Genomic DNA, 25,445 nt, shown 5'->3' with positions numbered 1-25,445 from the left:
AGCATTGCCCTCGTACCCACTTTATCGCCCTCCCAAGGAGCAACGATCATGAAACGCCAATTACTGATGAGCCTGTCCCTTTCACTGCTGGCTTCTACCGCCTTCGCCCTGCCAGCCTCCGAACAAGCCACGCCACAGGTCAAGGACAGTCATTCTGCCTACAGCCAGACTGTCGCTGAAGGTGGCCGTGACAGACTGGAAGAAAAAGGCCTGGTCGAGGGTGGTTCCGATCGCACCCCACAAGGCCAGACCCTGGCGGCTGACGGTTCCGACCGCACCCCACAAGGCCAGACCCTGGCGGCTGACGGTTCCGACCGCACCCCACAAGGCCAGACCCTGGCGGCTGACGGTTCCGACCGTACTCCACAAGGCCAGACCCTCGCAGCTGACGGTTCCGACCGCACGCCACTGGGCGAAACCCTGGCAGCTGACGGCGGTGACCGTGTGATCGAACGCAACGGCACAGTGAGCTGAGCCCATGGTGGCCCAGAAAAAAGCCCGATTCCTGCAATCGGGCTTTTGACTTTTCAACCCCCTCGTTTTCCCCGCCCGCCCCCTCTCTACCGTTCGACGTCGGCAAAGCCGATTTGCTAGAGTGCGTCGCTCCCGTGAACCAGAAGCCAGCCTTGCGATGCTGCCCCGCGCCGAACAGAAACAACAGACCCGAATTGCCCTGATGGACGCAGCCCGTCATTTGATGGAGTGCGGCCGGGGCTTCGGTAGCCTGAGCCTGCGGGAAGTCGCCAGGACGGCAGGCATCGTGCCCACCGGGTTCTACCGGCACTTCGAGGACATGGACCAACTGGGCCTGGCACTGGTCAGCGAAGTCGGCCAGACCTTCCGCGAAACCATCCGCCTGGTACGCCACAACGAGTTCGTCATGGGCGGCATCATCGATGCGTCGGTGCGGATCTTTCTCGATGTGGTGCAAGCCAACCGATCCCAATTCCTGTTCCTGGCCCGCGAGCAATACGGCGGTTCCCTGCCGGTGCGCCAGGCCATCGCCCAATTGCGCGAAGACATCAGCTCGGACCTGGCCGCCGACCTGGCCTTGATGCCCAAGCTGCAGCACCTGGACCTGGCCGCCCTGGGCGTGATGGCCGACCTGATCGTCAAGAGCGTGTTCGCCACCCTGCCGGACATCATCGACCCGCCGGCCCAAGCCCTCCCCGAACACCTCACGCCCCAGGCGAAGATTACCCAGCAACTGCGGTTCATCTTCATTGGCCTCAAGCATTGGCAAGGGCTGGGCAGTACTGAATAACCCCCCGATGTACCCACAGATTCTTTTTTGTGCTAGCCGCAAAATGGTGCACGGCATTCCGGCGCGCACCAATATGGCACGCAATCCGCCCCATCCTGAAACCCCATCCCAGCTATTTCCTACACCTTCTTCGATTGGCAAGCCCCTTGCTCTAAACACAGCACCGTTCATTGCTGGAAGCACTCCGATGCTGGTGATTCACCGCAGAATCGACACTCAATCGCGCTGGGACGCCGAGCTGCACCTGACCTTTGACGCCCGCAGCAAAAGCCGTCTGCGCTGTTTCAGTGCCGAAGGTGAAGACGTGGGGCTGTTCCTGGAGCGCGGCCAGCCGCCGCTGTACGACGGCGAATGCCTGCAGGCCGAAGACGGGCGCATCGTGCGCGTCTGCGCCCGCGCCGAACAATTGCTGCATGTGACCTGCGCCAACGCCTTCGAACTGACCCGCGCCGCCTATCACCTGGGCAATCGCCACGTGGCCCTGCAAGTGGGCGATGGCTGGCTGCGCCTGCTGGACGATTACGTGCTCAAGGCGATGCTCGAGCAACTGGGCGCCCGCGTCGAATCCATCGAAGCCCCGTTCCAGCCGGAACACGGTGCCTATGGCGGCGGCCATCATCATTCCCGGCACGGCGACGAAGACTTCAACTACGCGCCGCGCCTGCATCAGTTTGGCGTACGCACATGAACCCGGCCTGGGCGCTGCTGCGTCTGGCCAGCCCGCAGCTGCCGATTGGCGGCTACAGCTATTCCCAGGGGCTGGAGATGGCGGTGGACAACGGCCAGGTGAAAAACCCCGACGACGCACGGCGCTGGATCAGCGATCAATTGCTGCTGAACCTGGCACGCTTCGAAGCGCCCTTGCTGCTGGCGCACTGCACCGCAGCCGCCGCTGACGATTGGGACGCGCTGTTGCAACGTTGCGAAGAACACCGTGCCAGCCGGGAAACCCGTGAGCTGTATCAGGAGAGCCGGCAGATGGGCTACTCGTTGCAGCAATTGCTCGTCGGCCTGCCGGAACTCGACCGTGCCGCGCGTAGCTTTCTCGAACAGCGCAGCGAACCGCACCTGGCGCTGGGCTGGGCCCTGGCCGCCCGCGCCTGGCAGATCGCGCCCCAGGACGCCCTCGCCGCCTGGCTGTGGAGCTGGCTGGAAAACCAACTGGCGGTGCTGATGAAAACCCTGCCTTTGGGCCAGCAAGCGGCCCAGCGCCTGACCAGCGAACTGCTACCGCTGTTGCAACAAGCCCAGCACGACGCCTCGAACATCGACCCCGATCATTACGGCAGCGCCGCGTTTGGCCTGTCCCTGGCGTGCATGGCCCATGAGCGCCAGTACAGCCGTCTGTTCCGTTCCTAGGAGACACACATGAATACACAACCTCTGCGCGTCGGTATCGGCGGCCCGGTGGGCTCCGGCAAGACCGCCCTGACCCTGGCCCTGTGCCTGGCCCTGCGTGAACGCTACAACCTGGCAGTGGTCACCAACGACATCTACACCCGTGAAGACGCCGACTTCCTGGTGCGCAACGAAGCCCTGGCGCCGGAGCGGATCATCGGCGTGGAGACTGGCGGCTGCCCACACACGGCGATTCGCGAAGATGCCTCGATCAACCTTGAGGCGGTGGACCAGTTGAACCGGCGCTTCCCGGGCCTGGACCTGATCCTGGTGGAATCGGGCGGCGACAACCTGTCGGCGACCTTCAGCCCGGAGCTGTCGGACCTGACGATCTATGTGATCGACGTCTCGGCCGGTGACAAGCTGCCGCGCAAGGGCGGGCCGGGCATTTGCAAATCCGACCTGCTGGTGATCAACAAAATCGACCTGGCCCCCCTGGTGGGCGCGTCCCTGGAGATGATGGACAGCGACACGCGGCGGATGCGCAACGGCAAGCCTTTCGTGTTCAGCAACCAGAAGACCGGCCAGGGCCTGGACGACATCATCGCCTTCATCGAGCGCCAGGGTCTGCTGAGCGCCGCCTGATTTTTCGACTGACAACAAGGAAGCTTATCCATGACGTTCAAACGCATCCTCGGCGCCCTCGCCCTGCTGCTGACGCCGGCCTTGGCCTTCGCCCACCCTGGCCACGGCGACAATGGCCTGATCGCCGGCCTCGGCCACCCCATCGGCGGGCTCGACCATTTGCTGGCGATGCTGGCGGTCGGTTTGTGGGCCGCGCAACAACAAGGCGCTGCGCGCTGGGCACTGCCATGCACCTTCGTCGGTACGATGCTGCTCGGCGGCCTGCTGGGCTTTGAAGGCCTGGACCTGCCGGCGCTGGAAAGCGGGATCGCCGCCTCGGTGCTCGCCCTGGGCCTGGCGGTGGCACTGGCGGTGCGTCCGCCGTTGAGCCTGGCGGTCGGTGCAACCGCGCTGTTTGCACTGTTCCATGGCGTGGCCCATGGCTTGGAACTGCCGGACATGTCGAGCCCGTGGGCCTATGCGGCGGGCTTCGTCGCGGCCACGGCGGCGCTGCATGGCGCAGGTTTTGCGCTGGTGCGGGTGTTGCCGCGGGCGGCGGCGCCATTGGTCAGGTTGGTTGGGGCTGCTTCGGCGGGAGCTGGGGTGTGGTTGTTGGCGAGCTGATTCTCTAGCGCCTGCCTGGCCGCTATCGCGAGCAAGCTCGCTCCCACAGTTTGATCGGGGTACACCGGCCACTGTGGGAGCCAGCCTGCTTCACACCTTGATCGGGGTACACCGGCCCTGTGGGAGCCAGCCTGCCTCACACCTTGATCGGGGTACACCGGCCCCTGTGGGAGCCAGCCTGCTTCACACCTTGATCGGGGTACACCGGCCCCTGTGGGAGCGAGCTTGCTCGCGATGACGGACTTACAGGCGCCATCTCTCTGGAGTCGGTCACTCTGCTACCATGTCGCGCAATCGCCCCCAGCCGTGACGACGTCCGCCCATGCCTGATGCTTCCCGCCCCGCCCCCCAGCCTGAATTGACCGCCCTGTACGCAACAGTGCGTCAGCATTTTCACGACGTGATCGTGCCAATGTGGCAAGGCCCGGGCTGGAATGCCGAACTGGCGCTGCCCTATGAATCCCTGGATGCCGGACATGCACCGCTGCCGCCCCAGCGCTACCGCGCCATGGCCTGTGCGCGGCAGTTGTATGTGTTCGCCAGCCTGATTGGCGAAGTGCCCCAGGCCGAGGAACGGGCCAGTGCCCTGTTCCGCTCGCTGCAACGTCATTTCCACGATGCCGAACACGGCGGCTGGTTCTACAGCATCGACCCCCAAGGCGCGCCGCTGGACACCGGCAAAGACCTCTACACCCACGCCTTTATCCTGTTCGCCTGCGCCCATTACTGGGGCAAGGTCCGCGAGCCGCTGGTGGAGTCGGTGCTCAACGCCAGCCTGGAGGTCATTGCCCAGCGCTTTGCCAGCGCCGACGGTCTCTACGAAGCCAGCCTCAAGCGCGACTGGTCGACAACCGGCTCCGGCCCGTTGCAAAACCCCTTGATGCACTTGGCCGAAGCCTTCCTCGCCACCCTTTCGGTCCGCGAAGACGCCAGCGTCCGCCAGGCGTTGCTGAGCCTGTGCGACGCAATGGCCAGGCATTTCATCGAACCGCAGCAACGGGTCATGATGGAAAAACCGCTCAAGGCTGTGGATAACTGGTTCGAGCCGGGGCACCAGTTCGAATGGTATTACTTGCTGGCCTCATCGCCCCTGTTGCGCAACGGCAAGTTGCACACAGCCCTGGAGCGCAGCTTCGGCCATACCGAACAACGCGGCGTCGAGCCGGACTCTGGTGCGGTATGCGCGATGCTGGACCTGAAACCACAAGCAGGCCCACGCGACGCCACCCAGCGCATCTGGGCGCAGGCGGAATATTTGCGGGCACTGACATTGCGTTCGGACAACCAGGGGTTGTTGCTGCGTCAACTGCAGGCGTTGCAGCAGCATTTCCTGCATGCCAAAGGCTGGAACGAATGCCTGGATGCCGACGGTAGGGTCAGCCGCCGGGACATGCCGTCCACCACGCCGTATCACCTGTTGACCTGCTATCGCGGGCTGGCCGATTACCTCAACTGACTGACATGTCTCCTATGAAGTAGCAACGGCGAGCCCCCTCGCCACAAAAGCTCATCCACACACCATTCGCTACGCCTTGTTGCGCTCAATGGCGAAACCAGCCCAGGTCTGGCTCACCGGCATCAGCTCCAGGCTGTTGATGTTGATGTGCGCCGGTGTGTTGAGTACCCAGAAAATCGTATCGGCGATGTCCTGCGGCTGGATCGGCTCGGCGCCGGCATAGGTCGCGTTGTAGCGCTCCTGGTCGCCACCGAAGCGCACCAGGGAGAACTCGCTCTCGCACAGGCCCGGCTCGATGTTGCTGACCCGCACGCCCGTGCCTTGCAGGTCGCAACGCAGGTTCAGGGAGAACTGTTTGACGAACGCCTTGCTCGCGCCATACACGTGGCTGCCCGGATACGGGTAGTTGCCGGCGATGGAACCCAGGTTGACGATCCCGGCGCCACGGCCGTGGGCGATCAGGCGCGGCAACAGCAGGCGCGTGCTGTAGATCAGCCCTTTGACATTGGTGTCGACCATGGTGTCCCAGTCATCGAGGTCGCACTTGGGCGCCGGGTCGACGCCCAGGGCCAGGCCAGCGTTGTTGATCAGCCCGCGCAACTTGGCGAAGGACGGCGGCAGGTTGGCGATGGCCTCCTCCATGGCCTTGCGATCACGCACATCCAGGACCAGGCCATGGACTTCGGTCTGCTTCGACAACTCGGCACAAAGGGCATTGAGGCGTTCTTCACGACGACCGGTCAGCACCAGTTTCCAACCGGCCTCGGCGAAACGACGGGCACAGGCTTCACCAAAACCGGACGTCGCGCCGGTGATAAACAGGGTGTCAGACATCGTGTTCTCCTTGTTTGAACTTCAAAAGCCATTGAATGGAATCGGCCCACAGCATGCCCGGCCTGGCACGCCAGGGGCAAGGCTTGCGCAGAGCTTTTGGCCCACAGCTGCTCACAAAACAACCAATCCACGCCAAGCCTTGTCAAACAAGGCCCGCAGCCGGTTGCGCGCACCTTATCCACAGGCACGTCCACAGTAATCGGGGGCATGTGCAAATCCCGCAAGCCGCTGTGCATAAGGCTTTGCGGGGTATTTGGAAAATTTTTTCGCTTGACCCTGCAAGCGAGGTTGTGCAGCGCGAGTTATCTGCTATAAGCCAGTGCGCAATGGACGATGGCTCCAAGCCAGTAACGACGGCGCTCAGCGCAGTCTTTCCAGAGTTTAGTCACAGACTTATCCACAGGCTTGCCCACAGATTTTCGAGCCCCTTCCAGTGCTCATAAAACGGTTGACAACAGCCGCTAACGCTTGACCAAAAACGCCTGATCAAAAAACGATCACAGGCCTGCAAGCCACGTATTCAAAGGCTTGCAGGCAGCTACTCCCACGTTACCCACAGCCAGTTCCACAGCAAACGGGGACAAGTCAAAACCGTGACAAAACAACTGTTTGCGGCGACTTTATGTCGCGGTTTCGCAGGGGCTCAGGATTGTTGTCCACAATTCTGAAAACATCCAAAGTCCCCCTGTGGGAGCGAGCTTGCTCGCGATAGCAGTCTGTCAATGCCGTTGACAGTGGCTGACCCGCCGCTATCGCGAGCAAGCTCGCTCCCACAAGGGGAAAGTAATGGCTTGGAGAGATAAAAAAACCGGCGATCCCTCGCCGGTTTTTTCATTGCGACAGCCGCCTCAATGCCCGCCCAAGTACGCGTTGCGCACTTCCTCGTTGGCGAGCAGTTCCTTGCCGGTGCCGGTCAGGCGGATTTCGCCGTTGACCATCACGTAGGCCCGGTCCGACAGCCTGAGGGCATGGTTGGCGTTCTGTTCCACCAGGAAGATGGTCATCCCGGTAGACGCCAGTTCACGCAGGGTGGCGAAGATCTGTTTCACCACGATCGGCGCCAGCCCCAGGCTCGGCTCATCGAGCAGCAACAACTTGGGCCGGCTCATCAATGCCCGGGCGATGGCAAGCATTTGCTGCTCGCCGCCGGACATGGTCATGGCCCGCTGGTTGCGGCGTTCCTTGAGCCTTGGAAACAACTCGAACATGCGCTGCATGTCTTCGCTGGCGTACTTGTCACCGATGGGAATGGTGCCCATCAGCAGGTTTTCCTCGACGGTCATGTCCGGGAAAACCCGCCGCCCTTCTGGCGACTGCGCGATGCCGTTGGAGGCAATGTAGTGCGACGACTTGTGGGTGATGTCCACGCCCTGGTAGATGATCTGCCCGCCCGCCGCACGGGGCTGGCCGAAGATCGACATCAGCAACGTGGACTTGCCGGCACCGTTGGAGCCGATCAGGCTCACGGTTTCACCTTCGCCAATGTGCATCGAGACTTTTTTCAGGGCCTGGATCGGCCCGTAGAACACGTCCAATTCCTTGAGTTCGAGGATAGGTCCACTCATACCAGCTCCTCTTCGTCGGCACCCAGGTAGGCCGCGATCACCTTCGGATCGTTGCGAATCGCCTCGGGACTGCCCTCGGCGATCACGTTGCCGTGGTCCAGCACCACGATGTGGTCGGAAATGCTCATTACCATGCCCATGTCGTGTTCGATCAGCACTACGGTCAGATCGTGCTCGTCGCGCAGCAGCCGGATCATCGCGCTCAGCGCTTCGGTTTCCTGAGGGTTGAGGCCGGCGGCCGGTTCGTCGAGGCAGATGATCTGCGGGCGCGTGCACATGGCCCGGGCGATTTCCAGGCGCCGTTGCTGGCCATAGGAAAGCTCGCCCGCCAGACGGTTGGCGCAATCCACCAGGTCCACCACTTCCAACCAATAGAACGCATGGTCCAGGGCATCGCTTTCGGCCTTGCGGTAGCCCTTGGTGTTGAGGATGCCCGCCACCATGCTGCGGTTGACCCACATGTGCTGGGCCACCAGCAGGTTTTCCAGCACCGACATTTCCTTGAACAGGCGAATGTTCTGGAAGGTGCGCGCCAAACCGGCACGGTTCACCAGGTGGGTGCCGCCGAACATCTTGTAGTACAGCCGGCTGGCGAAGGACTTTGGCGAGACGAAATCAGTCAGGCGAAACGCTTCGCCCAACAGCTTGATGACGTTGGTTTGTTCGCCCCGTACGTTGAGCTCGATGTTGCCGCCCGAAGCCTTGTAGAAGCCGGTCAGGCAGTTGAACACCGTGGTCTTGCCCGCGCCGTTGGGGCCGATCAGGGCAAAGATCGAGTTGCGTTTGACTTGCAGGCTGACGTCGCTGAGGGCCTTGATGCCACCGAACTGCATCATCAGGTTTTCAACTTTGAGTACGACTTCGCTCATGGCGCTACCCCCTTGCGTGGCGTCACGCCGGTACGGCTGATACGGATCAGGCCGCGAGGACGCCAGATCATCATCAACACCATCAGTACGCCGAACAGCAGCACCCGGTATTCAGAGAAACTGCGCAGCAGCTCCGGCGCGACGGTGAGCACGAACGCGGCAATCACTACGCCGACCGTCGAGCCCATGCCGCCCAGCACCACGATCGCCAGGATCAGCGCCGACTCGAAGAAGGTGAACGACGACGGGTTGACGAAACCCTGGTAACTGGCGAAGAACACCCCGGCCAGACCAGCTGTGGACGCGCCGATGGTAAAGGCCGAGAGTTTGACCAGCACATGGTTCAGGCCCATGGAGCGGCAGGCGATTTCATCTTCACGCAGGGCTTCCCAGGCACGCCCGACCGGCATGCGAGTCAAGCGATGCTTGACATAGAGCACCAACAGCACCGTGATGAACAACACGATGTAGATGAACAGGAATTTGATGTTGGGGTTGTAGTCGAGGCCGAAGAACTCATGGAACGGCACCCCGCCATCTTTCGCTCGTCGGCTGAACTCCAGGCCGAAAAAGGTGGGCGATGGCACGGGCATGCCATTCGGCCCGCCAGTGAATGACAGCCAGTTGTTCAGCACCAACCGGATGATCTCACCGAACCCCAGGGTCACGATGGCCAGATAGTCACCGTGCATTCGTAACACCGGGAATCCCAATATGCACCCCGCCATCGCCGCCGCGATGGCCGCCAGCGGCAGCACCGTCCAGAACCCCAGCCCCAGGTACTGGTAGCCCAGCGCCAGGCCGTAGGCGCCGATGGCGTAGAACGCCACGTAACCCAGGTCGAGCAGCCCCGCCAAGCCGACCACGATGTTCAGGCCCAAGCCCAACAGCACATAGATCAGCCCGAGGATGACCACCGTGAGCACGTATTTGTTGGCGAAGAACGGAAACACGATGGCAATCACGATCAGTGCCGGAATGATCCAGCGCAGGCGCGACTTGTAATCCGGTGGCAGCACATGCACGCCTGAACCGGTGCTCTCGAAACCCTGGAGAATCTTCAGTCCCTTGGGGGTTTGCAGGAACAGGCTCAAGGCAAAGCGCCCGATCATCACGATCGCCACCAGCCAGCCGACGCGGGCCGGTTGCAGGTTGAAGCTGTAGCCGTCGAGCACTACGCCGACGATCGGCCCGAACACGATCAGCGAGATCAGGCCGGCCAGGATCGCGTCGATGACGCTCTGTTTGATATCAAGCGGTTTATTGGCAGCAGACATACTTATACCTTCGCCACGAGTGGGCGACCCAGCAGGCCTTGGGGACGGAAAATCAGAATCAGCACCAGCAGCGAAAAACTGAACACGTCTTTGTAGTCAGAGTTGATCAGACCGGCGAACAGCGACTCGGAAATGCCGAGGATGATCCCGCCGAGCATCGCCCCAGGCAGGGAACCGATGCCGCCGAGTACCGCCGCGGTGAACGCCTTGATGCCGATGATGAAGCCGGCATAAAAGTCGAATGTGCCGTAGTTCATGGTGATCAGCACGCCGGCCAGGGCCGCCATGGCTGCACCGATGATGAACACGTAGGAAATCACCCGGTCGGTGTTGATCCCCAGGATCGACGCCATCTTGCGGTCTTGCTGGGTGGCGCGGCACATGCGTCCGAGCTTGGTGTACTTGATGATGTAGGTCAGCAAGGCCATCCCGGCGAATGCGGCGACCAGGATGAATACCTTGGTGTAGGTGAGCTGGACGAAGCCGCTGCCGATGTCGACGCGCATGGCGCCCTCTAGCAGTGTCGGGATACCCTGTTGGCGGGCGCCCTGGCTGATCTGTGCATAGTTCTGCAGGATCAGCGAGATGCCGATGGCACTGATCAGCGGTGCCAGGCGGGTCGAGTTGCGCAGGGGTTTGTAGGCGACGCGTTCGATGACCCAGCCATAGACCCCGGTGACCACGACCGTGAACACGAGGGTGCCGAGGATCATAAGCGGAAAGGATTCAATACCGAAGTAAGCCAGCAGAGCCAGACTGATTGCCGCGAGGTAAGCGGAGATCATGTAAACCTCGCCGTGGGCGAAGTTGATCATGCCGATGATGCCGTAGACCATTGTGTAGCCGATGGCGATCAGACCATAGACCGACCCGAGGGTCAGGCCATTGATCAGTTGCTGCAGGAAAATACCATCCATAACGCAATCTCACGCAGTGAGAACCTGCACACCCTTGAGTGTGCGGTTCTTCTAAGGAAAATACAGATTTACGTCGGAGCAGTGTCAGGTACGATCGGCACGCGCCCTTGGAAACCGGGGCTTGCCCGGCTCCCACAGGAGGCGTGGACGGTCGCTTCAGCCCTTACTTCTGTTTTTCCAACTGGTGGTATTTGCCGTCCTTGTCCCACTGGTAGACCACGTAGTCGGAGACCTTCAAGTCGCCCTTGGTGTCCCACTCTTTCTTGCCCATCACGGTCTGGACCGGGTTGGCCTTGAGCCACTTGGCCGCGTCTTCGCCTTTATTGGACTTGGCGCCATTGAAGCCGGCGGCCAGGGCCTGGACCGACGCGTAGGCGTACAGGGTGTAGCCTTCAGGCTCGGTGCCATTCTTGCGGAACTCTTCAACCACGGCCTTGCTGTCTGGCAGCAGACGCGGGTCGGCGCCGAAGGTCATGTACACGCCATCGACGTATTGCGCGCCGCCGGCGGTGGTGACCAGTTCGTCAGTCACGATGCCGTCGTCGGACATGAACTTCACGTCCTTGAGACCTTGCTCACGCAACTGGCGAACCAGCGGGCCAGCCTCCGGGTGCAGGCCCCCGAAATAAACCACGTCGGCACCGACCGAACGGATCTTGGTGACCACGGCGCTAAAGTCTTTCTCGCCACGGGTCAGGCCTTCGTACAACACTTCCTTCACACCACGCTTGGCCAGTTGAGCCTTGGTGGCATCCGCCAGGCCTTGGCCGTAGGTGTCCTTGTCGTGCAGCACGGCCACTTTCTTGCCCTTGAGCACGTCGACGATGTAGTCACCCGCCACGATGCCCTGCTGGTCGTCACGACCGCACATGCGGAACATGGCGCTCAGGCCGCGCTCGGTGACCTGTGGGTTGGTGGAGCCCGGAGTGATGGCGATGATGCCGGCTTCGTCGTAGACCTCGGAGGCCGGGATGGTATTGGACGAGCAGAAGTGCCCGACCACGCCGATCACCTTGTCCTGGTCGACCAGGCGGTTGGCCACGGCCACGGCCTGCTTGGGTTCACAGGCGTCGTCGCCGGCGACCAGGACGATTTTCTCGCCGTTGACGCCACCCGCCTTGTTGATCGCGTCGGCTGCCGCCTGGGCCCCCTTCATGTACTGCTCGCCAAATGCGGCGTTGGCACCGGTCATTGGCCCCGCCACACCAAATTTCACATCAGCTTGAGCAAACGCAGAAACACCCAGCGCAGCTGCCACTGCGAGGGCCAGGAAACCTTTCTTGTAAAACGTCTGGGACATGAGGTGGTGCTCCAAGGTTTTTTTTAGTTGGCACTGCGACTTCATTTCACTGAAAAGCTCAGAGCAAGGGCCGTGCCATCGGTTTTTTATTCTGAGAAAAGTCGCTGCTTTATTGTTATTTCGACTGTTTCGAGCCCTTTTTCATAGGGCGTGCAACCGTCTAAACCGGACAAGGTGCAACCTTTTATTTAAATAGGTGAAACCCTCCGTGAGCCATCATTGCAACCATCGCACGAAACGGCGTGCAACCACTGTGTAACAACCCACGTCACCGAACTGCACACTGTCGGTGCGCGACTGCTACAACCCGCACCATAACAGGCTAGACGCTACGCCGGAAAACGCGGCTTCCAGCAACAATTTTCAACACTCAAATGACGATCCGCAGGCACTGGCCCGCGTGATACAGCGAAAAGCCCGCCTCATACAGGCAACTGCGCAACCCCACCCCGGCCAATGGCTGCATGGGTGCGAACGGGATAGGCAGGGCCTGGGCATTGCCGTGACACAGGTAATCGGCGAACGCCTTGCCGACCACCGTGCCGGTGGTCACGCCCCGGCCGTTGTAACCGGTCACGGCCACCAGCCCGGGGGCCGGTTCGAACAGGCGCATCAAGTGATCGGGGGTGAAGGCGATGCAACCGGTCCAGGTGCACTCCCACTCCACCGGCTTGAGATAAGGAAAATAGTGTTGCTGCACCCGGTCGGCCCAGGCCTTGAGGAACCAGGTCGGCTTGCGGTTGCCGTTGCCCAGGCTGCCCAGCAGCAAACGGCCGTCCTTGTCCCGACGGATGCTGCTCAACACCTGGCGGGTATCCCACGAGCCCTGCCCGCCCGGCAGAATGCGTTGGGCGGCCTCGTCGGTCAGCGGCACGGAAGCGACCTGATAGTAATAACCGGGAAAGAAGTTGCGCCGCAGTTCGGTCCAATCGCCCTCGGTGTAGGCGTTGGAGGCAATCACCACCTGCTCGGCCAGCACCGCCCCCTGGGCGGTCTGTACCGACCAGCGTTGGCCTTGGCGCTCCAGGCACGTCACCGACGAGTGGTCGAACAACTGGCCGCCAAGGTCCGTGGCCGCCTTGGCCAACCCACTGGTGTAGGCCATCGGATTGAGCGTGCCGGCGCGACGGTCGAGCAATGCCGCGGCGATTTTCGACGTACCGGTGGCCTCGGCACAGGCCTGGCCGGTGAGCAACTCCACCGGGGCGCCACGGCGTTTCCATTGTGCTTCGCGACTGCGCAGGTCGGCCTCGCCCCGGGCGTTATGGGCCATGTGCAAGGTGCCTTCGCGGCGCAACTGGCAATCAATGTTGTATTTATCGATGAGGCTGAACACCAGGGCCGGTGCGGCCCCCAGCATGCGGTTGAGCTGGCTGCCCACCGCTTCGCCGAACCCGGCCTCGATGTCATCCGGAGGGATCCACAGCCCGGCGTTCACCAGGCCGACATTACGCCCAGATCCGCCATGCCCGGCCCGATGGGCTTCCAGCACAGCCACGCGCTTGCCTTGCTCGAGCAAGTGCACCGCCGCCGACAGCCCGGTGAACCCTGCGCCGATCACACAGACATCGACCGTGATTTCGCCGGTGAGCGCCGTGTTTTCAGGCCTTTTCGGCGTCAGTTTTTCCCACAGACATTCTTCGCGTAACGGCATTGCCAGACTCCGAAAAAGAAACCCAACCACTACACAATTCAACTGTGGGAGCGGGCTTGCTCGCGAAGGCGGTGGACCAGTCGACATCAATGTTGAATGACAGTCCGCCTTCGCGAGCAAGCCCGCTCCCACATGGGGCCACCGCTTGGCTCAAACCTTAATCAAAGGTAATCCCCTGGGCCAACGGCAACTCCAGCGAGTAGTTCACGGTGTTCGTCTGGCGGCGCATGTAGCCGCGCCAGGCGTCGGAGCCGGATTCGCGACCGCCGCCGGTTTCTTTTTCGCCACCGAATGCGCCGCCGATTTCCGCGCCGCTCGGGCCGATGTTGACGTTGGCGATGCCGCAGTCGCTGCCCACGGCCGACATGAACTGCTCGGCTTCACGCACGTCGGTGGTGAAGATGCAGGACGACAGGCCCTGGGGCACGGCATTGTTCAGGTGCAGGGCCTCGGCGAAGTCCTTGTAGCCGACCACGTACAGGATCGGTGCGAAGGTTTCGTGGCGCACCACATCACTCTGCTCGGGCATCTCGACGATGGCCGGCGAAACGTAATAGGCATTCGGGAACTGGTCTTCGAGCTGGCGCTTGCCACCGAACACCCGCCCGCCTTCACTCAAGGCCTGCTCCAGCGCGTCCTGCATGCCGTCGAAACTGTGCTTGTCGATCAGCGGCCCGACCAGGTTGCCTTCCAGCGGATGACCGATGCGCACTTTCGAATAAGCGGCCTTGAGGCGGGTGACGATCTCTTCCTTCACCGACTCGTGGGCGATCAGCCGGCGCAGGGTGGTGCAACGCTGGCCGGCAGTGCCGACGGCGCTGAACAGGATGGCACGCACAGCCATGTCCAGGTCGGCGCTCGGCGCCAGGATCATGGCGTTGTTGCCGCCCAGTTCGAGGATGCTGCGGGCGAAACGCGCGGCGACTTTCGGTGCCACTTCGCGGCCCATGCGAGTGCTGCCGGTGGCGCTGATCAAGGCCACGCGCGGGTCGTCCACCAGCGCTTCACCGGCATCCCGGCCGCCGATGATCACCTGGCTCAGGTACGGCGGTGCGTCGCTGAAATTCTTCAGCACACGCTCAAACAGCGCCTGGCAGGCCAGGGCGGTGAGCGGGGTCTTTTCCGAGGGTTTCCAGATCACCGAGTTGCCACAGACCAGGGCCAGCGTGGTGTTCCAGGCCCAGACCGCGACGGGGAAGTTGAAGGCACTGATCACCCCGACCACGCCCAGCGGATGCCAGGATTCACGCATGTGGTGGCCCGGACGCTCGGAGGCGATGGTCAGGCCGTACAGCTGACGGGACAGGCCGACGGCGAAGTCGCAGATGTCGATCATCTCTTGCACTTCACCCAGGCCTTCCTGGGTGATCTTGCCGGCTTCCCACGACACCAGCTCGCCGAGGTCGGCCTTGTATTCACGTAGCAGGTCGCCGAATTGACGCACCAGCTCGCCGCGACGCGGGGCCGGCACCTGGCGCCACAGGTCGAAGGCGTGTTCGGCACGGCTGACCTGCTGCTCGACTTCAGCGGCGCCCTCCCAGTTCACGGCGCCGATGCGACTGCCATCGATAGGCGAGTGCACCGGCTGTGTGCCGCCCTGGTACAAGGCCGGATTGACGCCCAGACGATCAAGCAATGCAGCAACCATGGGGTAACTCCTTTAAACGAGCGATAAAAGATTGGCGGACGGACAATCACCGTCCACTCAGGCCTCTAGTTTTAGCTGGCCCGAGTCTTGCCAACAAACGACCATTAAGCGAGATATCATTCCGTTTATTCATGCTGCCCCTGACTCGATTTATAGAGCAACAAGAAAAAAGGCCCTCGTCATGCTCAATAAGCGCTATTTGCCGTCGATCACCGCACTCCAGTGCTTCGAAGCCGTGACTCGCCACCTGAGCTTTACCCGTGCCGCCGAAGAACTCCATCTGACCCAGAGCGCCGTCAGCAAACAGGTCGCCCAGCTCGAGGAACTGTTGCAGCACCTGCTGTTCCGGCGCGTACGCCGTCGCTTGCAACTGACACCGGCTGGTGAGTTGTACTTGGGGGAAGTGCGAAAAATCCTCACCCAGGTGGAGATGTCCACCCACTACCTGCGCTCCTACGGCGGCGATACTGAAGTGCTGCGTGTTTCCACGCCTCCGACCTTCGGTGCCCGCTGGCTGGTCCCACGCCTGAAGGGCTGGCGCCTGCGTCATCCGAAAATTCATCTGGATCTGTGCAGCGAGCAGGAAGCCGACGACTTGCAACAGGGGCGCAGCGACCTGGCGTTCTACTTCGGCCAGGGGTCACGCCCTGGCACCGAGTCCTTGAGGCTGTTCGACGAAGAGCTGGTGCCGGTCTGCGCGCCCGGCAGCCTGCCTGACCAACCCTTCAGCGACCCGACCCAATTGGCCGAGCTGGTGCTGCTGCAGAACGCGTCGCGGCCCCAGGCCTGGCACGACTGGTTCGACAGCCAGGGCTATCACACCGAACACAGCTACCACGGGCCGCGTTTCGAAACCTTCTACATGTGCATCCGGGCCGCCCAGGTTGGCTGCGGCGTCGCCCTGCTGCCGCGATTTCTGGTGGAAGAAGAACTGGCTGACGGCAAGCTGGTCATCCCCTGGCCCCACGCGATGCCCAGCACCAGCGCCTATTACCTGGCCTACCCGGAACATTCGGCGGAAGTGCCCAAGGTGCGGCTTTTCGTGGAGTGGATGCTGGAGCAGATCGACAGCCCGGATACACCGCAATAGCGGCAGCCAACACAACACCCTGTGGCGAGGGAGCTTGCTCCCGCTGGGCCGCGCAGCGGCCCCCTTCCATGCGGGCGCTGCGCACCCGAGCGGGAGCAAGCTCCCTCGCCACAAAAAACACTGGCAATACCCACCACGGTTATGCGCCACTAGCCCTTTCACTAAAATCGCCGAACCGCGCTGCCCACTGCCGCGGCCTGTCTGGAGAACCCTATGAGCGAGAGCGTATTTGCCGATCGTATCGTGCAGAACCTGCTCGACACCGACTTCTACAAACTGACGATGATGCAGGCGGTGCTGCACAACTACCCCAACGTCGAAGTCGAGTGGGAGTTTCGTTGCCGCAACAGCGAAGACCTGCGGCCGTACCTGGCGGAGATCCGCTTCCAGATCGAGCGCCTGGCGGAGCTGAGCCTGAGCGCCGACCAGTTGGGTTTCCTGGAACGCATCAGCTTCCTCAAGCCGGACTTCCTGCGGTTCCTGGGGCTGTTTCGCTTCAACCTGCGCTACGTCCACACCGGCATCGACAACGGCGAGCTGTTCATCCGCCTGCGCGGGCCGTGGCTGCATGTGATTCTGTTCGAGGTGCCGCTGCTGGCCATCGTCAGCGAAGTGCGCAACCGCTATCGCTACCGCGAAATCGTCCTGGAGCAGGCCCGCGAGCAGCTGTACCGCAAGTTCGACTGGCTGAGCGCCAACGCCAGTGCTGACGAACTGTCCGAACTGCAAGTCGCGGACTTCGGCACCCGTCGGCGGTTTTCCTTCCGCGTCCAGGAAGAAGTGGTCAACGTGCTCAAGCACGACTTCCCCGGGCGTTTCGTTGGCACCAGTAACGTGCACCTGTCCCGGGAGCTGGACATGAAACCCCTGGGCACCATGGCCCACGAGTGGATCATGGCCCACCAGCAACTGGGCCCGCGACTGATCGACAGCCAGATCGCCGCCCTCGATTGCTGGGTGCGCGAGTACCGAGGCCTGCTGGGGATCGCCCTCACCGATTGCATCACCATGGACGCCTTCCTCAAGGACTTCGATCTGTTCTTCGCCAAGCTGTTCGACGGTTTGCGCCATGACTCCGGCGACCCGGTGATCTGGGCTGAAAAAGCCATTGCCCACTACCACAAGCTCGGCATCGACCCGATGAGCAAGACCCTGGTGTTCTCCGATAGCCTGACATTGCCCAAATGCCTGGAGATTTTTCGGGCGTTGCGTGGTCGCATTAATGTCAGCTTCGGTATTGGCACCCACCTGACCTGCGACATCCCGGGTGTCGAGCCCATGAGCATCGTGCTTAAAATGATCAGCTGTGACGGGCAACCCGTGGCCAAGATTTCAGACGAGCCCGGCAAGACCCACTGCAAGGACCCGAATTTCGTCGCCTACATGCGACACGTTTTCCAAGTACCTGCCGCCCTTTGATACATCAAGCAAGGAGTGAATTCATGCAAGCCGTACAGCGTGAGATTGCTGAACAGCTCAAGGTCCAGCCACCGTTCGCCGATGACGCCGCCCTCAAGGCCGAAATCGCCCGGCGAGTGAGCTTTATCCAGGATTGCCTGGTCAATTCCGGGCTCAAGTCCCTCGTGCTGGGCATCAGCGGTGGCGTCGACTCGCTGACCGCCGGGCTGCTGGCCCAACGTGCCGTGCGCGAACTGCGGGAGAAAACCGGCAACGCAGCCTACAAGTTCATCGCCGTGCGCCTGCCGTACGAGACCCAGTTCGACGAGCATGAAGCACAGGCCTGCGTGGACTTCATCGACCCGGACGAGCGCCATACCGTCAACATTGGCCCGGCGGTCAAGGCCTTGGCCGAGCAAGTCGCGGCGTTCGAAGGCAAGGCGGCGCTCTCGCGGGATTTCGTGCTGGGCAACACCAAGGCGCGGATGCGCATGGTGGCGCAATACACTATCGCCGGCGCCGAGCAGGGCCTGGTGATCGGCACCGACCACGCGGCCGAAGCGGTCATGGGTTTCTTCACCAAGTTCGGGGACGGCGCCTGCGACCTGGCGCCGTTGAGCGGCCTGGTGAAAAACCAGGTCCGGGCCATCGCCCGTGACTTTGGCGCGCCGGAATCGCTGGTGGAAAAAGTCCCTACCGCCGATCTTGAAGACCTGTCGCCAGGCAAGCCGGACGAAGCTTCCCACGGTGTGACCTATGCCGAGATCGATGCTTTCCTGCATGGGCAACCGGTTCGTGAAGAGGCGGCCAGGATCATTTGTGAGACCTATCGTAAGACTGAGCACAAGCGGGTGATGCCGTATGCGCCGTAAGCGGTAAGCGGTAAGCGGTAAGCGGTAAGCTCGCGATAGCCGAGAGGCGTGGGTTGGTGTGTATATCCGTTTTTTTTGTAACGGCGGCTGGCGGTTCCGCTCTTACAGCGGGTCACTTTTGGAAGAGCGCCAAAAGTAACCAAAAGCGCTTTGCCCCACCACTCGGCACCTCGCCTAGGCTCGGTGTGCCCTCACTCCGGCATTGCTCCGTGGGCCCGCCGCGAAGGGCCATCCATGGCCCAGCGCGGCTATCCCGGCATCCATGCCGGGATGCCCACTGCGCAATGCCTGCGTTCGGCCAGCGTGGTTTAACGGGGCGTCCAGATCAAGATCCAAAGCAAAGCAAGAGCGGTGGCATGTCCAGCATCCATGTGGCTGAGCCACCGCTATCGCGAGCAAGCTCGCTCCCACACTGGATCTTCAGCAGACACAAAATCCATGTACGCCGCAAAACCTGTGGGAGCGAGCTTGCTCGCGATGAGGCCAGCAAACCCAACATCCATGTGATTGAACCACCGCCATCGCGAGCAAGCTCGCTCCCACACTCATCCCACAGGAGAAACGCGGTCCCACCAAGAGCCAGGTCGGCTCTCAGGCCGCCTCGCGGTGGACGTTGATCTCGGGCGCCCCGTTAACCACGCTGGCTGAACGAAGGTATTGCGCAGTGGGCAACCCGGCATGGATGCCGGGTTAGCCGCGCTGGGCCATGGATGGCCCTTCGCGGCGGCCCACGGAGCAATGCCTTCGTTCAGGCATGCCGAGCCTAGGCGAGGCACCGAGTGGTGGGGCAGAAGCGTTTTGGTTACTTTTGCGCTCTTCAAAAGTGACCCGCTGTAAGAGCGGAACCCTAAGCCGCCGTTACGCAAAAAACGGATATACACACCAAAGCAACAGACACCGAGCTTTCTAAAAAAAACGGCGCTTCTCATTTCTGAAAGAAGCGCCGCTTTTTGTATGCCTGAAACGGATCACTTCAGGGTAACAGTGCCTTTCATCATCGAAATGTGGCCCGGGAACGAACAGAAGAAGCCGTACTTCTCGGAAGCACTGAGTTTCGACACGTCGAAGGTCACCGAGTCGGTTTCCTTGGCCCCGATGAGCTTGGTGTGGGCAATGATGCGAGCATCACCGTCCTTGAGGTAGTTCTTGTCGATACCGGCGCTCAAGCCATCGGTGGCGATCGGCTGCATGTCAGCCTCTTTGCTCAGCACCCAGTTATGGCCCATGACGTTTTTCGGCAGGCTGCCCGAGTGCGTCAGCTCAACGGTGAACGTCTTGCAGCTCTTGTCGATCTCGATGGCCTTGGTATTGAAGGACATCTGGTCAGTCGAGTCGATGGTGGTCTTGCACTCCGCTGCCATCAGTTGGCTGCTGGCCAGCGTCAACAGGGATACTGCAACAAGTTTGGCAAACATTGTGAATCTCCAAGGCATGGTTAACAAAATTCCGTCAAAGGGGAAGACTGCCTGAATTTGAGTCAAGTTCCTATGACCTGAGTCAAAAATTGTATACAACTTAAGGCTATCAGCCTGATGGACATAATCAACCAGCCAGAAGTATGACGCCCCCCTATGATCAGCCCCATCACCTCCTGGAGCGATCGTCATGAACTTCAATAGCCTGTTGTGCAGTTTGCTCGCCGCTTATGCCTGTGGTGCCAGTGGCACCTATGAAAAACCCCAGCGCGAGGCTTAAGTCCTTTGCGCAGCCTAGGCCAGGCCTTACTCTGGTGCGGTGACTGACCACGGAGTAAAGCATGTCTATCGCGTCTGTTTGTGTATTTTGTGGCGCCAGCACTGGCACCGACCCAGCGTATCGTGAAGCGGCGCAGGCCCTCGGGCGGGCGTTGGCGGAGCGAAAATTGACCCTGGTCTACGGCGGCGGCGCCGTCGGCCTGATGGGTGTCGTCGCCGACGCGGCCCTGGCGGCTGGCGGCGAAGTCATCGGCATCATCCCGCAAAGCCTCAAGGACAAGGAAATCGGCCACAGCGGCCTGACCCGCCTGGAGGTGGTGAGTGGCATGCATGCCCGCAAGGCCCGCATGGCCGAACTCAGCGATGCCTTCATCGCCCTGCCCGGCGGCCTCGGCACGCTGGAGGAGTTGTTCGAAGTCTGGACCTGGGGCCAGCTCGGCTACCACGGCAAACCACTGGGGCTGCTGGAAGTGAACGGTTTCTACAGCAAGCTCACCGCTTTTCTCGATCATATCGTCGGCGAAGGCTTCGTCCGCGAGCCCCATCGTGACATGCTGCAAGTGAGCGAATCCGCGCAGAACCTGCTCGATGCCCTGAACGAATGGCAACCGTCCGTGCAACCAAAATGGGCCGAACAAAAACCCAGCTAACGGCTCGGCCCCGATACAGGGCAGAATATGCGCCGCTCAACCTCACCTTCGACCCCAGAGGATCGCCCATGGCCAAACCCAATTATTCCTTCGCCAAACGTCAGAGAGACTTGGCCAAGGAGCAGAAGAAAGAGGAAAAGCTGCAGCGCAAGAAAGCCACAGCTGAAGAAGAAGCCGCACTGACCCCGGATACCGAAGGCGAAGTAGCAGCAGAAGATGATGTTGATGCACCGAAAGATCAGGCTCCCGACGCCTGATACCCCCAGGGCCCGATGATCCGATCCGGCCCCCCGGTTCTGTGTCCAGGGCCGGCAGCCCCGCTGCCGACCCTTACAATCCCAACGCCTTGATAATCGACTGGCGGTAACCCGCAGGCAGGTTTACCGGCAATTGGTCCGGCGCGAACAGCCCGATCTCCTTGTGCTCATGACTGATGGTCGGCACGAAACCGCCCTGTAACTGGCAGCGGTACGTGGAGATAAAGACGTGCTTGCCGGGAATGACCTCGAACAGGTACGAATCCAGCGGCGCCCCCACGCTCACCTCAACCGCCAGCTCCTCGGCGATTTCCCGCGCCAGGCATTGCGGCGCCGTTTCGCCCAGCTCGATCCTCCCGCCGGGTAGCTCCCACTCATCGCGCTCGTTGAGCATCAGCACAACCAGGCCTTCGGGAGATTGCAGCACACCTTTGATGGACACTGGGAACATAACGGATCTCGCTGTTGATGAGTGCCCCCTGTGGCGAGGGAGCTTGCTCCCGCTGGGTCGCGCAGCGGCCCCCCGGTACTTGAGCGGTTGCTGCGCAACCGAGCGGGAGCAAGCTCCCTCACAGGTAGTTCACTGTGACATTAGGTCACGATTCCAACGGCATCACCGTCACCCGCACTTCGGGATCATGGGCGCCGCCGCCCAGGATCACCCCGCGCAACGGTGACACATCGGAAAAGTCCCGGCCCCAGGCCAGGGTGATGTGTTCCAGGGCCGGCTGGACATTGTTGGTCGGATCGAAGTCCACCCACCCCAACACCGGGCAATACACCGAGACCCAGGCATGGGACGCATCGGCGCCAATCAACCGGGGTTGGCCGGGCGGCGGCTGGGTCAGCAGGTAGCCGCTGACGTAACGCGCCGCCAGGCCGCGAGAGCGCACGCAAGCCAGCATCAGGTGGGCAAAGTCCTGGCATACGCCCCGTCGCCGCTCCAGCACCTCTACCAGCGGCGTCGCCACCTGGGTCGCCTCGGCATCGAAGGTGAATTCCTCGAAGATCTTCTCCATCAGCGCTCGAACCCCCACCATCAACGGCCGCCCCGGTGGGAAGCAGCTTTCGGAAAACTCGACGAAGCTGCGCTTGAGGTGCACATACGGTGACTCGAAACGGTAACGGCATGCCTCCAGCAATGGCGCCGCCAGTGGCCGGCCACTGTAGATCAGCGCGTTGCAGGTCGACTCCCAGGCCGGGGACAGGTTGAAATCCAGCTCGGGGCGGGCCAGCACCTCGACGCTCAGGCGGGCATTGACCAGCAACTCGTCATGGGGGCGCTCAAAGGCCAGGCGGGTCAGCGGGTTGCCGAACACATCCTGTTCATCGCGACGGGTCGTCGGTTCCGGGCTGATCAACAGTTGCTGTTCGGTGCAACGCTGCCAGTCACAGGCCCTTGGCCACAGATGGGCAAGCTGCTGGGCCAGGGACACCGGACTGTCGTAGTGGTAATGGGTGTCGTGGAGGATCTGGTAACGAGCGTTCATCAGACGGACACCGTGCGTTGGCTGACGTCATCGACGTGGGCGAAATGACGCAGGGCCAGGCGATCGGACACCTGGCCGCTGGCATCGGCCACTTCCTGCAACAGGTCGGCCAGCCCATCGAGTGCGGCGCGCAAGCTGGCTTCACCGAACAGGGGGTTTTCCAGGCAGCGCAGGTCAAAGCGTGACAGACGCGCGACCAGGTCCGGCAAGGCGGTTTCCCTGGGCGCGGCAAAATCATCGTTCAAGCGCTTGAGAGTGCGGGCCACCAGCTTCAATTGGAAGAGCACCGCGTGGGGGTTCTGTTCATCCAGCAGCAGCAAGTCCAGCACCGGGATCAACTGGGCCACCGCCAGATAGCGCGAGCGGTAGGTGATGCTGCTGTTGCCCAGTTCAAGCAACCACTCCAGCCCGGCCTGATCGAACACCGCGTCGCTGCGCAGGAAAGCCGCCAGGCTGCTGCTGAGAAATTGCAGGCGCTCCAGGCGCCGGCCGATCATCAGGAAACGCCAGCCTTCATCGCGGGTCATGTCGTCCAGGGCGAATCCGGACAACGCGGCCAGGGACATCACCAGCCGATTGAGGAAATCCAGCAACTCGCCGAAATCCGCTTCCTCGGTTTCCAGCTCCATGGCTTCACGCTGCAACTCCACCAGCGCCTGCCAGTTCTCCCGGGACAGCTTGCCGCGCACCTGCGAGGCGGCCCATTGCAAGCGCTGCAGGTTGGAACGCAGGCTGAACGACCAGTCGTCCCCCAGCAGTGCCGCCAGCAAACGCTCGGGCAACTCGCCCTCTTCGGGCAGCAGCATCAGGCTTTCGCCCAGCGCTACCGCCGATTGCAGGGCCTGCGGATCGTCGCCATCGACATAACGCGCCAGCATGATCCGCAACAACCGCGCGCTGTCATCGCAACGCTCGCAGTAGCGGCCGAACCAGAACAGGTTTTCCACCACCCGGGAAGGGAGGTACGGATCACGTCGAACCAGGTCATGGACCCCCACGGTTCGCTGGGCCTTCCATTGCTCACCGCCGGGCGCCTGCTCTCCCAGCACCCAGGTGTCCTTGCTGGCGCCACCGCGCTGCATCGACACCACTTCGGCGTCGGCCTCGGCGGCCACGCGAGTCAGGCCACCCGGCAGTACCCGATAATCATCCTTGCCGGACACGGCATACATGCGCATGCCAATCGCCCGGGGTTGGATTTGCCCATCTTCGGCCTGCCAGACCGGTGCCTGGGACAGTTGCGCCAGTTCCTGGGCGACATAGGCATAAGGCCGTGCCTGCATGCGCGCCGCCAGTTGGCCGCGCTGCGCTTCACTCAGGTCGCGACCGAACACCGGGCTGAAGCTCTGGGAAGGAAACGCCGGCTTGATCAACAACTGCGGCAGTTTTTCCAGGGCCTGGGCCAGCACCGGCGGCTCCCCGCACCACCAAGTGGCGATGGACGGCAGCAACAATTCTTCGCCGAACAGGTACTGGTTGATCTTCGGCAGGAATCCCAACAGGCCCGGTGACTCCAGCACGCCACTGCCCAAGGCATTGGCCACCAGCACCCGGCCCTGGCGCACCGCTTCCAGCAACCCCGGCACACCGAGAGCCGAATCGGTGCGCAGCTCCAGGGGGTCGCAGAAATCGTCGTCGAGCCGGCGCATGATGGCGTGGACCCGGCGCAGGCCGCTGAGGGTCTTGAGGTAGACCGTGGCATCGCGAACGGTCAGGTCGCCGCCTTCCACCAGCGGATAGCCCAACTGGCGCGCCAGGTAAAGGTGTTCGAAATAGCTTTCGTTGAACCGCCCCGGCGTCAACAGCACCACCAGCGGCGACTCACCGTCGCTGGGAGCCTGTCGCGCCAGGGTTTCCTGCAAGGTGCGGAAAAATCCGGACAGGTGCCGAACCTTGAGGTCGCGATACAAATCGGGAAAGGCGCGGGAAACGATCATGCGATTTTCCAGCGCGTACCCGGCCCCCGAAGGCGCCTGGGTCCGGTCCGCCGTGACCCACCAGCGGCCGTCGGGCGTGCGTGCCAGATCCACCGCATACAAGTGCAGGAAACTGCCGTCCGGCGGCGCGATGCCCTGGCACGGCCAGAGGAAATTGTTGTGCCCGAACACCAGCTCCGCCGGCAACAGCCCTTCGCTGACCAGCCGCTGCGGCCCGTACAGGTCGGCCAGCACCGCATTGAGCAGCCGCGCACGCTGGGCGATCCCGGCTGACAGATGCTTCCATTCCTGCGGGTCGATCACATGGGGCAGCAGGTCCAGTTCCCACGGCCGGTCGGCGCCTTTCGGATCGGCGTAGACGTTGTAGGTCACGCCGTTTTCCTGGATCTGCCGAGTCAGCAGGGCCTGGCGCTGAAGCAACTGGGCCGGGGTGCTGCGCTGCAACTGGTCGAACAGCCGCCGCCAGTGCGTACGTACCGCACCGTTGTCGTCCAGCAATTCGTGATAGGTGCCCGTCGTCAGCGGGTAACGGTCAAGCAGGTCAGGCATGGAAAGCTCGGCAGACAGCAATGAAAGGTGAGACTAGCGCAAGCGCATGACGCCCGGATAGGTGTGTTTGTGTTGGATCCGGCCTGGGTTTTCAGACTGCAATCATCGTGGCGAGGGAGCTTGCTCCCGCTCGGTTGC

General features: G+C 62.0%; 24 protein-coding genes. 12 read left to right on the top strand and 12 right to left on the bottom strand.

Annotated features, from left to right (window positions below):
* Nucleotides 1-48 precede the first annotated feature (48 nt).
* From AC515T_RS03165 to AC515T_RS03135, 7 genes are all read left to right on the top strand, one after another.
* The gene (locus tag AC515T_RS03165; RefSeq protein ID WP_496531400.1) at nucleotides 49-474 is read left to right on the top strand and encodes a hypothetical protein; all 426 of its coding nucleotides are present in this window, start codon (nucleotides 49-51) and stop codon (nucleotides 472-474) included.
* Between the two features lie 157 nt (nucleotides 475-631).
* The gene (locus AC515T_RS03160) at nucleotides 632-1,264 is read left to right on the top strand and encodes a TetR family transcriptional regulator (protein WP_496531399.1); all 633 of its coding nucleotides are present in this window, start codon (nucleotides 632-634) and stop codon (nucleotides 1,262-1,264) included.
* A 187-nt stretch (nucleotides 1,265-1,451) separates the two neighbouring features.
* Nucleotides 1,452-1,952: an urease accessory protein UreE gene (gene ureE / locus AC515T_RS03155; protein WP_496531398.1), complete on the top strand. Its 501-nt coding sequence runs from the start codon at nucleotides 1,452-1,454 to the stop codon at nucleotides 1,950-1,952.
* Entirely contained in the window at nucleotides 1,949-2,623 is a 675-nt protein-coding gene (locus AC515T_RS03150) for an urease accessory protein UreF (protein ID WP_496531397.1), read from the top strand. Before ureE ends, AC515T_RS03150 begins: the two co-directional genes overlap by 4 nt.
* Before the next feature lie 9 nt (nucleotides 2,624-2,632).
* The gene (gene ureG, locus AC515T_RS03145) at nucleotides 2,633-3,247 is read left to right on the top strand and encodes an urease accessory protein UreG (protein ID WP_060739393.1); all 615 of its coding nucleotides are present in this window, start codon (nucleotides 2,633-2,635) and stop codon (nucleotides 3,245-3,247) included.
* A 30-nt stretch (nucleotides 3,248-3,277) separates the two neighbouring features.
* Nucleotides 3,278-3,850, top strand: coding sequence for a HupE/UreJ family protein (locus AC515T_RS03140; protein ID WP_305469491.1), 573 nt, complete (start codon nucleotides 3,278-3,280; stop codon nucleotides 3,848-3,850).
* A gap of 322 nt (nucleotides 3,851-4,172) precedes the next feature.
* Entirely contained in the window at nucleotides 4,173-5,306 is a 1,134-nt protein-coding gene (locus AC515T_RS03135; RefSeq protein ID WP_496531396.1) for an AGE family epimerase/isomerase, read from the top strand.
* Nucleotides 5,307-5,375: 69 nt separating this feature from the next.
* Here the strand turns inward: AC515T_RS03135 and AC515T_RS03130 are convergent, their stop codons facing one another.
* From AC515T_RS03130 to amaB, 8 genes are all read right to left on the bottom strand, one after another.
* Nucleotides 5,376-6,140, bottom strand: coding sequence for an SDR family oxidoreductase (locus tag AC515T_RS03130; protein WP_072412002.1), 765 nt, complete (start codon nucleotides 6,138-6,140; stop codon nucleotides 5,376-5,378).
* Nucleotides 6,141-6,988: 848 nt separating this feature from the next.
* Nucleotides 6,989-7,705: an ABC transporter ATP-binding protein gene (locus AC515T_RS03125; protein WP_018606262.1), complete on the bottom strand. Its 717-nt coding sequence runs from the start codon at nucleotides 7,703-7,705 to the stop codon at nucleotides 6,989-6,991.
* Nucleotides 7,702-8,574 (bottom strand): ABC transporter ATP-binding protein, encoded by an 873-nt coding sequence (locus AC515T_RS03120; RefSeq protein WP_496531395.1) that lies wholly within the window; start codon nucleotides 8,572-8,574, stop codon nucleotides 7,702-7,704. The genes AC515T_RS03125 and AC515T_RS03120 overlap by 4 nt, the downstream gene beginning before the upstream one ends.
* Nucleotides 8,571-9,851 carry a high-affinity branched-chain amino acid ABC transporter permease LivM gene (gene livM, locus AC515T_RS03115; RefSeq protein WP_079301662.1) on the bottom strand — a complete coding sequence of 427 codons (1,281 nt, stop codon included), beginning with the start codon at nucleotides 9,849-9,851 and terminating at the stop codon, nucleotides 8,571-8,573. Before livM ends, AC515T_RS03120 begins: the two co-directional genes overlap by 4 nt.
* 2 nt (nucleotides 9,852-9,853) lie before the next feature.
* Entirely contained in the window at nucleotides 9,854-10,768 is a 915-nt protein-coding gene (locus AC515T_RS03110; RefSeq protein WP_496531394.1) for an ABC transporter permease subunit, read from the bottom strand.
* A gap of 163 nt (nucleotides 10,769-10,931) precedes the next feature.
* Nucleotides 10,932-12,068 (bottom strand): branched-chain amino acid ABC transporter substrate-binding protein, encoded by a 1,137-nt coding sequence (locus tag AC515T_RS03105; RefSeq protein WP_060739399.1) that lies wholly within the window; start codon nucleotides 12,066-12,068, stop codon nucleotides 10,932-10,934.
* A 370-nt stretch (nucleotides 12,069-12,438) separates the two neighbouring features.
* Nucleotides 12,439-13,722 carry an L-pipecolate oxidase gene (gene amaA, locus AC515T_RS03100; protein ID WP_496531393.1) on the bottom strand — a complete coding sequence of 428 codons (1,284 nt, stop codon included), beginning with the start codon at nucleotides 13,720-13,722 and terminating at the stop codon, nucleotides 12,439-12,441.
* Between the two features lie 157 nt (nucleotides 13,723-13,879).
* Entirely contained in the window at nucleotides 13,880-15,370 is a 1,491-nt protein-coding gene (gene amaB, locus AC515T_RS03095; protein WP_072412016.1) for an L-piperidine-6-carboxylate dehydrogenase, read from the bottom strand.
* A 181-nt stretch (nucleotides 15,371-15,551) separates the two neighbouring features.
* Between amaB and AC515T_RS03090 the strand changes: the two genes are divergently transcribed.
* From AC515T_RS03090 to nadE, 3 genes are all read left to right on the top strand, one after another.
* Nucleotides 15,552-16,460, top strand: coding sequence for a LysR family transcriptional regulator (locus tag AC515T_RS03090; protein ID WP_496531392.1), 909 nt, complete (start codon nucleotides 15,552-15,554; stop codon nucleotides 16,458-16,460).
* A 213-nt stretch (nucleotides 16,461-16,673) separates the two neighbouring features.
* Entirely contained in the window at nucleotides 16,674-17,879 is a 1,206-nt protein-coding gene (gene pncB, locus AC515T_RS03085; protein WP_496531391.1) for a nicotinate phosphoribosyltransferase, read from the top strand.
* A 23-nt stretch (nucleotides 17,880-17,902) separates the two neighbouring features.
* A complete protein-coding gene (nadE, locus tag AC515T_RS03080; protein ID WP_496531390.1) occupies nucleotides 17,903-18,730 on the top strand; it encodes an NAD(+) synthase in 828 nt (275 codons plus the stop codon).
* 968 nt (nucleotides 18,731-19,698) lie between these two features.
* Here the strand turns inward: nadE and azu are convergent.
* Nucleotides 19,699-20,145: an azurin gene (gene azu, locus AC515T_RS03075; protein ID WP_496531389.1), complete on the bottom strand. Its 447-nt coding sequence runs from the start codon at nucleotides 20,143-20,145 to the stop codon at nucleotides 19,699-19,701.
* Between the two features lie 341 nt (nucleotides 20,146-20,486).
* Between azu and AC515T_RS03070 the strand changes: the two genes are divergently transcribed.
* Together AC515T_RS03070 and AC515T_RS03065 are read left to right on the top strand one after the other, a co-directional pair.
* The gene (locus AC515T_RS03070) at nucleotides 20,487-21,074 is read left to right on the top strand and encodes a cytokinin riboside 5'-monophosphate phosphoribohydrolase (RefSeq protein WP_496531388.1); all 588 of its coding nucleotides are present in this window, start codon (nucleotides 20,487-20,489) and stop codon (nucleotides 21,072-21,074) included.
* Between the two features lie 68 nt (nucleotides 21,075-21,142).
* A complete protein-coding gene (locus AC515T_RS03065) occupies nucleotides 21,143-21,331 on the top strand; it encodes a hypothetical protein (protein WP_057448273.1) in 189 nt (62 codons plus the stop codon).
* Nucleotides 21,332-21,404: 73 nt separating this feature from the next.
* Here AC515T_RS03065 and AC515T_RS03060 read toward each other — a convergent pair whose 3' ends face one another.
* The 3 genes from AC515T_RS03060 to AC515T_RS03050 all read right to left on the bottom strand — a co-directional run bounded on the left by AC515T_RS03060 (nucleotide 21,405) and on the right by AC515T_RS03050 (nucleotide 25,307).
* On the bottom strand, nucleotides 21,405-21,782 hold the full coding sequence (locus AC515T_RS03060) for an NUDIX hydrolase (RefSeq protein WP_496531387.1): 378 nt from the start codon (nucleotides 21,780-21,782) through the stop codon (nucleotides 21,405-21,407).
* A gap of 145 nt (nucleotides 21,783-21,927) precedes the next feature.
* Complete coding sequence (locus tag AC515T_RS03055) at nucleotides 21,928-22,821, bottom strand: transglutaminase family protein (RefSeq protein WP_496531386.1); 894 nt, start codon at nucleotides 22,819-22,821, stop codon at nucleotides 21,928-21,930.
* The gene (locus AC515T_RS03050) at nucleotides 22,821-25,307 is read right to left on the bottom strand and encodes a circularly permuted type 2 ATP-grasp protein (RefSeq protein ID WP_496531385.1); all 2,487 of its coding nucleotides are present in this window, start codon (nucleotides 25,305-25,307) and stop codon (nucleotides 22,821-22,823) included. Before AC515T_RS03050 ends, AC515T_RS03055 begins: the two co-directional genes overlap by 1 nt.
* Nucleotides 25,308-25,445: the final 138 nt, after the last annotated feature.

Source organism: Pseudomonas sp. FSO-7 (genome assembly GCF_059579345.1).
The sequence above is the reverse complement of the archived record's forward strand: the minus strand, read 5'-3'. Positions and strand labels throughout refer to the sequence as shown.

Coding starts and splice junctions, on each gene's coding strand:
- AC515T_RS03165 (WP_496531400.1), top strand. CDS start 49: ATGAAACGCCAATTACTGATGAGCCTGTCCCTTTCACTGCTGGCTTCT.
- livM (WP_079301662.1), bottom strand. CDS start 9,851: ATGTCTGCTGCCAATAAACCGCTTGATATCAAACAGAGCGTCATCGAC.
- AC515T_RS03105 (WP_060739399.1), bottom strand. CDS start 12,068: ATGTCCCAGACGTTTTACAAGAAAGGTTTCCTGGCCCTCGCAGTGGCA.
- AC515T_RS03050 (WP_496531385.1), bottom strand. CDS start 25,307: ATGCCTGACCTGCTTGACCGTTACCCGCTGACGACGGGCACCTATCAC.
- AC515T_RS03135 (WP_496531396.1), top strand. CDS start 4,173: ATGCCTGATGCTTCCCGCCCCGCCCCCCAGCCTGAATTGACCGCCCTG.
- AC515T_RS03150 (WP_496531397.1), top strand. CDS start 1,949: ATGAACCCGGCCTGGGCGCTGCTGCGTCTGGCCAGCCCGCAGCTGCCG.
- ureE (WP_496531398.1), top strand. CDS start 1,452: ATGCTGGTGATTCACCGCAGAATCGACACTCAATCGCGCTGGGACGCC.
- AC515T_RS03125 (WP_018606262.1), bottom strand. CDS start 7,705: ATGAGTGGACCTATCCTCGAACTCAAGGAATTGGACGTGTTCTACGGG.
- AC515T_RS03060 (WP_496531387.1), bottom strand. CDS start 21,782: ATGTTCCCAGTGTCCATCAAAGGTGTGCTGCAATCTCCCGAAGGCCTG.
- AC515T_RS03090 (WP_496531392.1), top strand. CDS start 15,552: ATGCTCAATAAGCGCTATTTGCCGTCGATCACCGCACTCCAGTGCTTC.
- nadE (WP_496531390.1), top strand. CDS start 17,903: ATGCAAGCCGTACAGCGTGAGATTGCTGAACAGCTCAAGGTCCAGCCA.
- pncB (WP_496531391.1), top strand. CDS start 16,674: ATGAGCGAGAGCGTATTTGCCGATCGTATCGTGCAGAACCTGCTCGAC.
- AC515T_RS03120 (WP_496531395.1), bottom strand. CDS start 8,574: ATGAGCGAAGTCGTACTCAAAGTTGAAAACCTGATGATGCAGTTCGGT.
- AC515T_RS03160 (WP_496531399.1), top strand. CDS start 632: ATGCTGCCCCGCGCCGAACAGAAACAACAGACCCGAATTGCCCTGATG.
- AC515T_RS03110 (WP_496531394.1), bottom strand. CDS start 10,768: ATGGATGGTATTTTCCTGCAGCAACTGATCAATGGCCTGACCCTCGGG.
- AC515T_RS03070 (WP_496531388.1), top strand. CDS start 20,487: ATGTCTATCGCGTCTGTTTGTGTATTTTGTGGCGCCAGCACTGGCACC.
- amaB (WP_072412016.1), bottom strand. CDS start 15,370: ATGGTTGCTGCATTGCTTGATCGTCTGGGCGTCAATCCGGCCTTGTAC.
- azu (WP_496531389.1), bottom strand. CDS start 20,145: ATGTTTGCCAAACTTGTTGCAGTATCCCTGTTGACGCTGGCCAGCAGC.
- AC515T_RS03140 (WP_305469491.1), top strand. CDS start 3,278: ATGACGTTCAAACGCATCCTCGGCGCCCTCGCCCTGCTGCTGACGCCG.
- amaA (WP_496531393.1), bottom strand. CDS start 13,722: ATGCCGTTACGCGAAGAATGTCTGTGGGAAAAACTGACGCCGAAAAGG.
- AC515T_RS03130 (WP_072412002.1), bottom strand. CDS start 6,140: ATGTCTGACACCCTGTTTATCACCGGCGCGACGTCCGGTTTTGGTGAA.
- AC515T_RS03065 (WP_057448273.1), top strand. CDS start 21,143: ATGGCCAAACCCAATTATTCCTTCGCCAAACGTCAGAGAGACTTGGCC.
- AC515T_RS03055 (WP_496531386.1), bottom strand. CDS start 22,821: ATGAACGCTCGTTACCAGATCCTCCACGACACCCATTACCACTACGAC.
- ureG (WP_060739393.1), top strand. CDS start 2,633: ATGAATACACAACCTCTGCGCGTCGGTATCGGCGGCCCGGTGGGCTCC.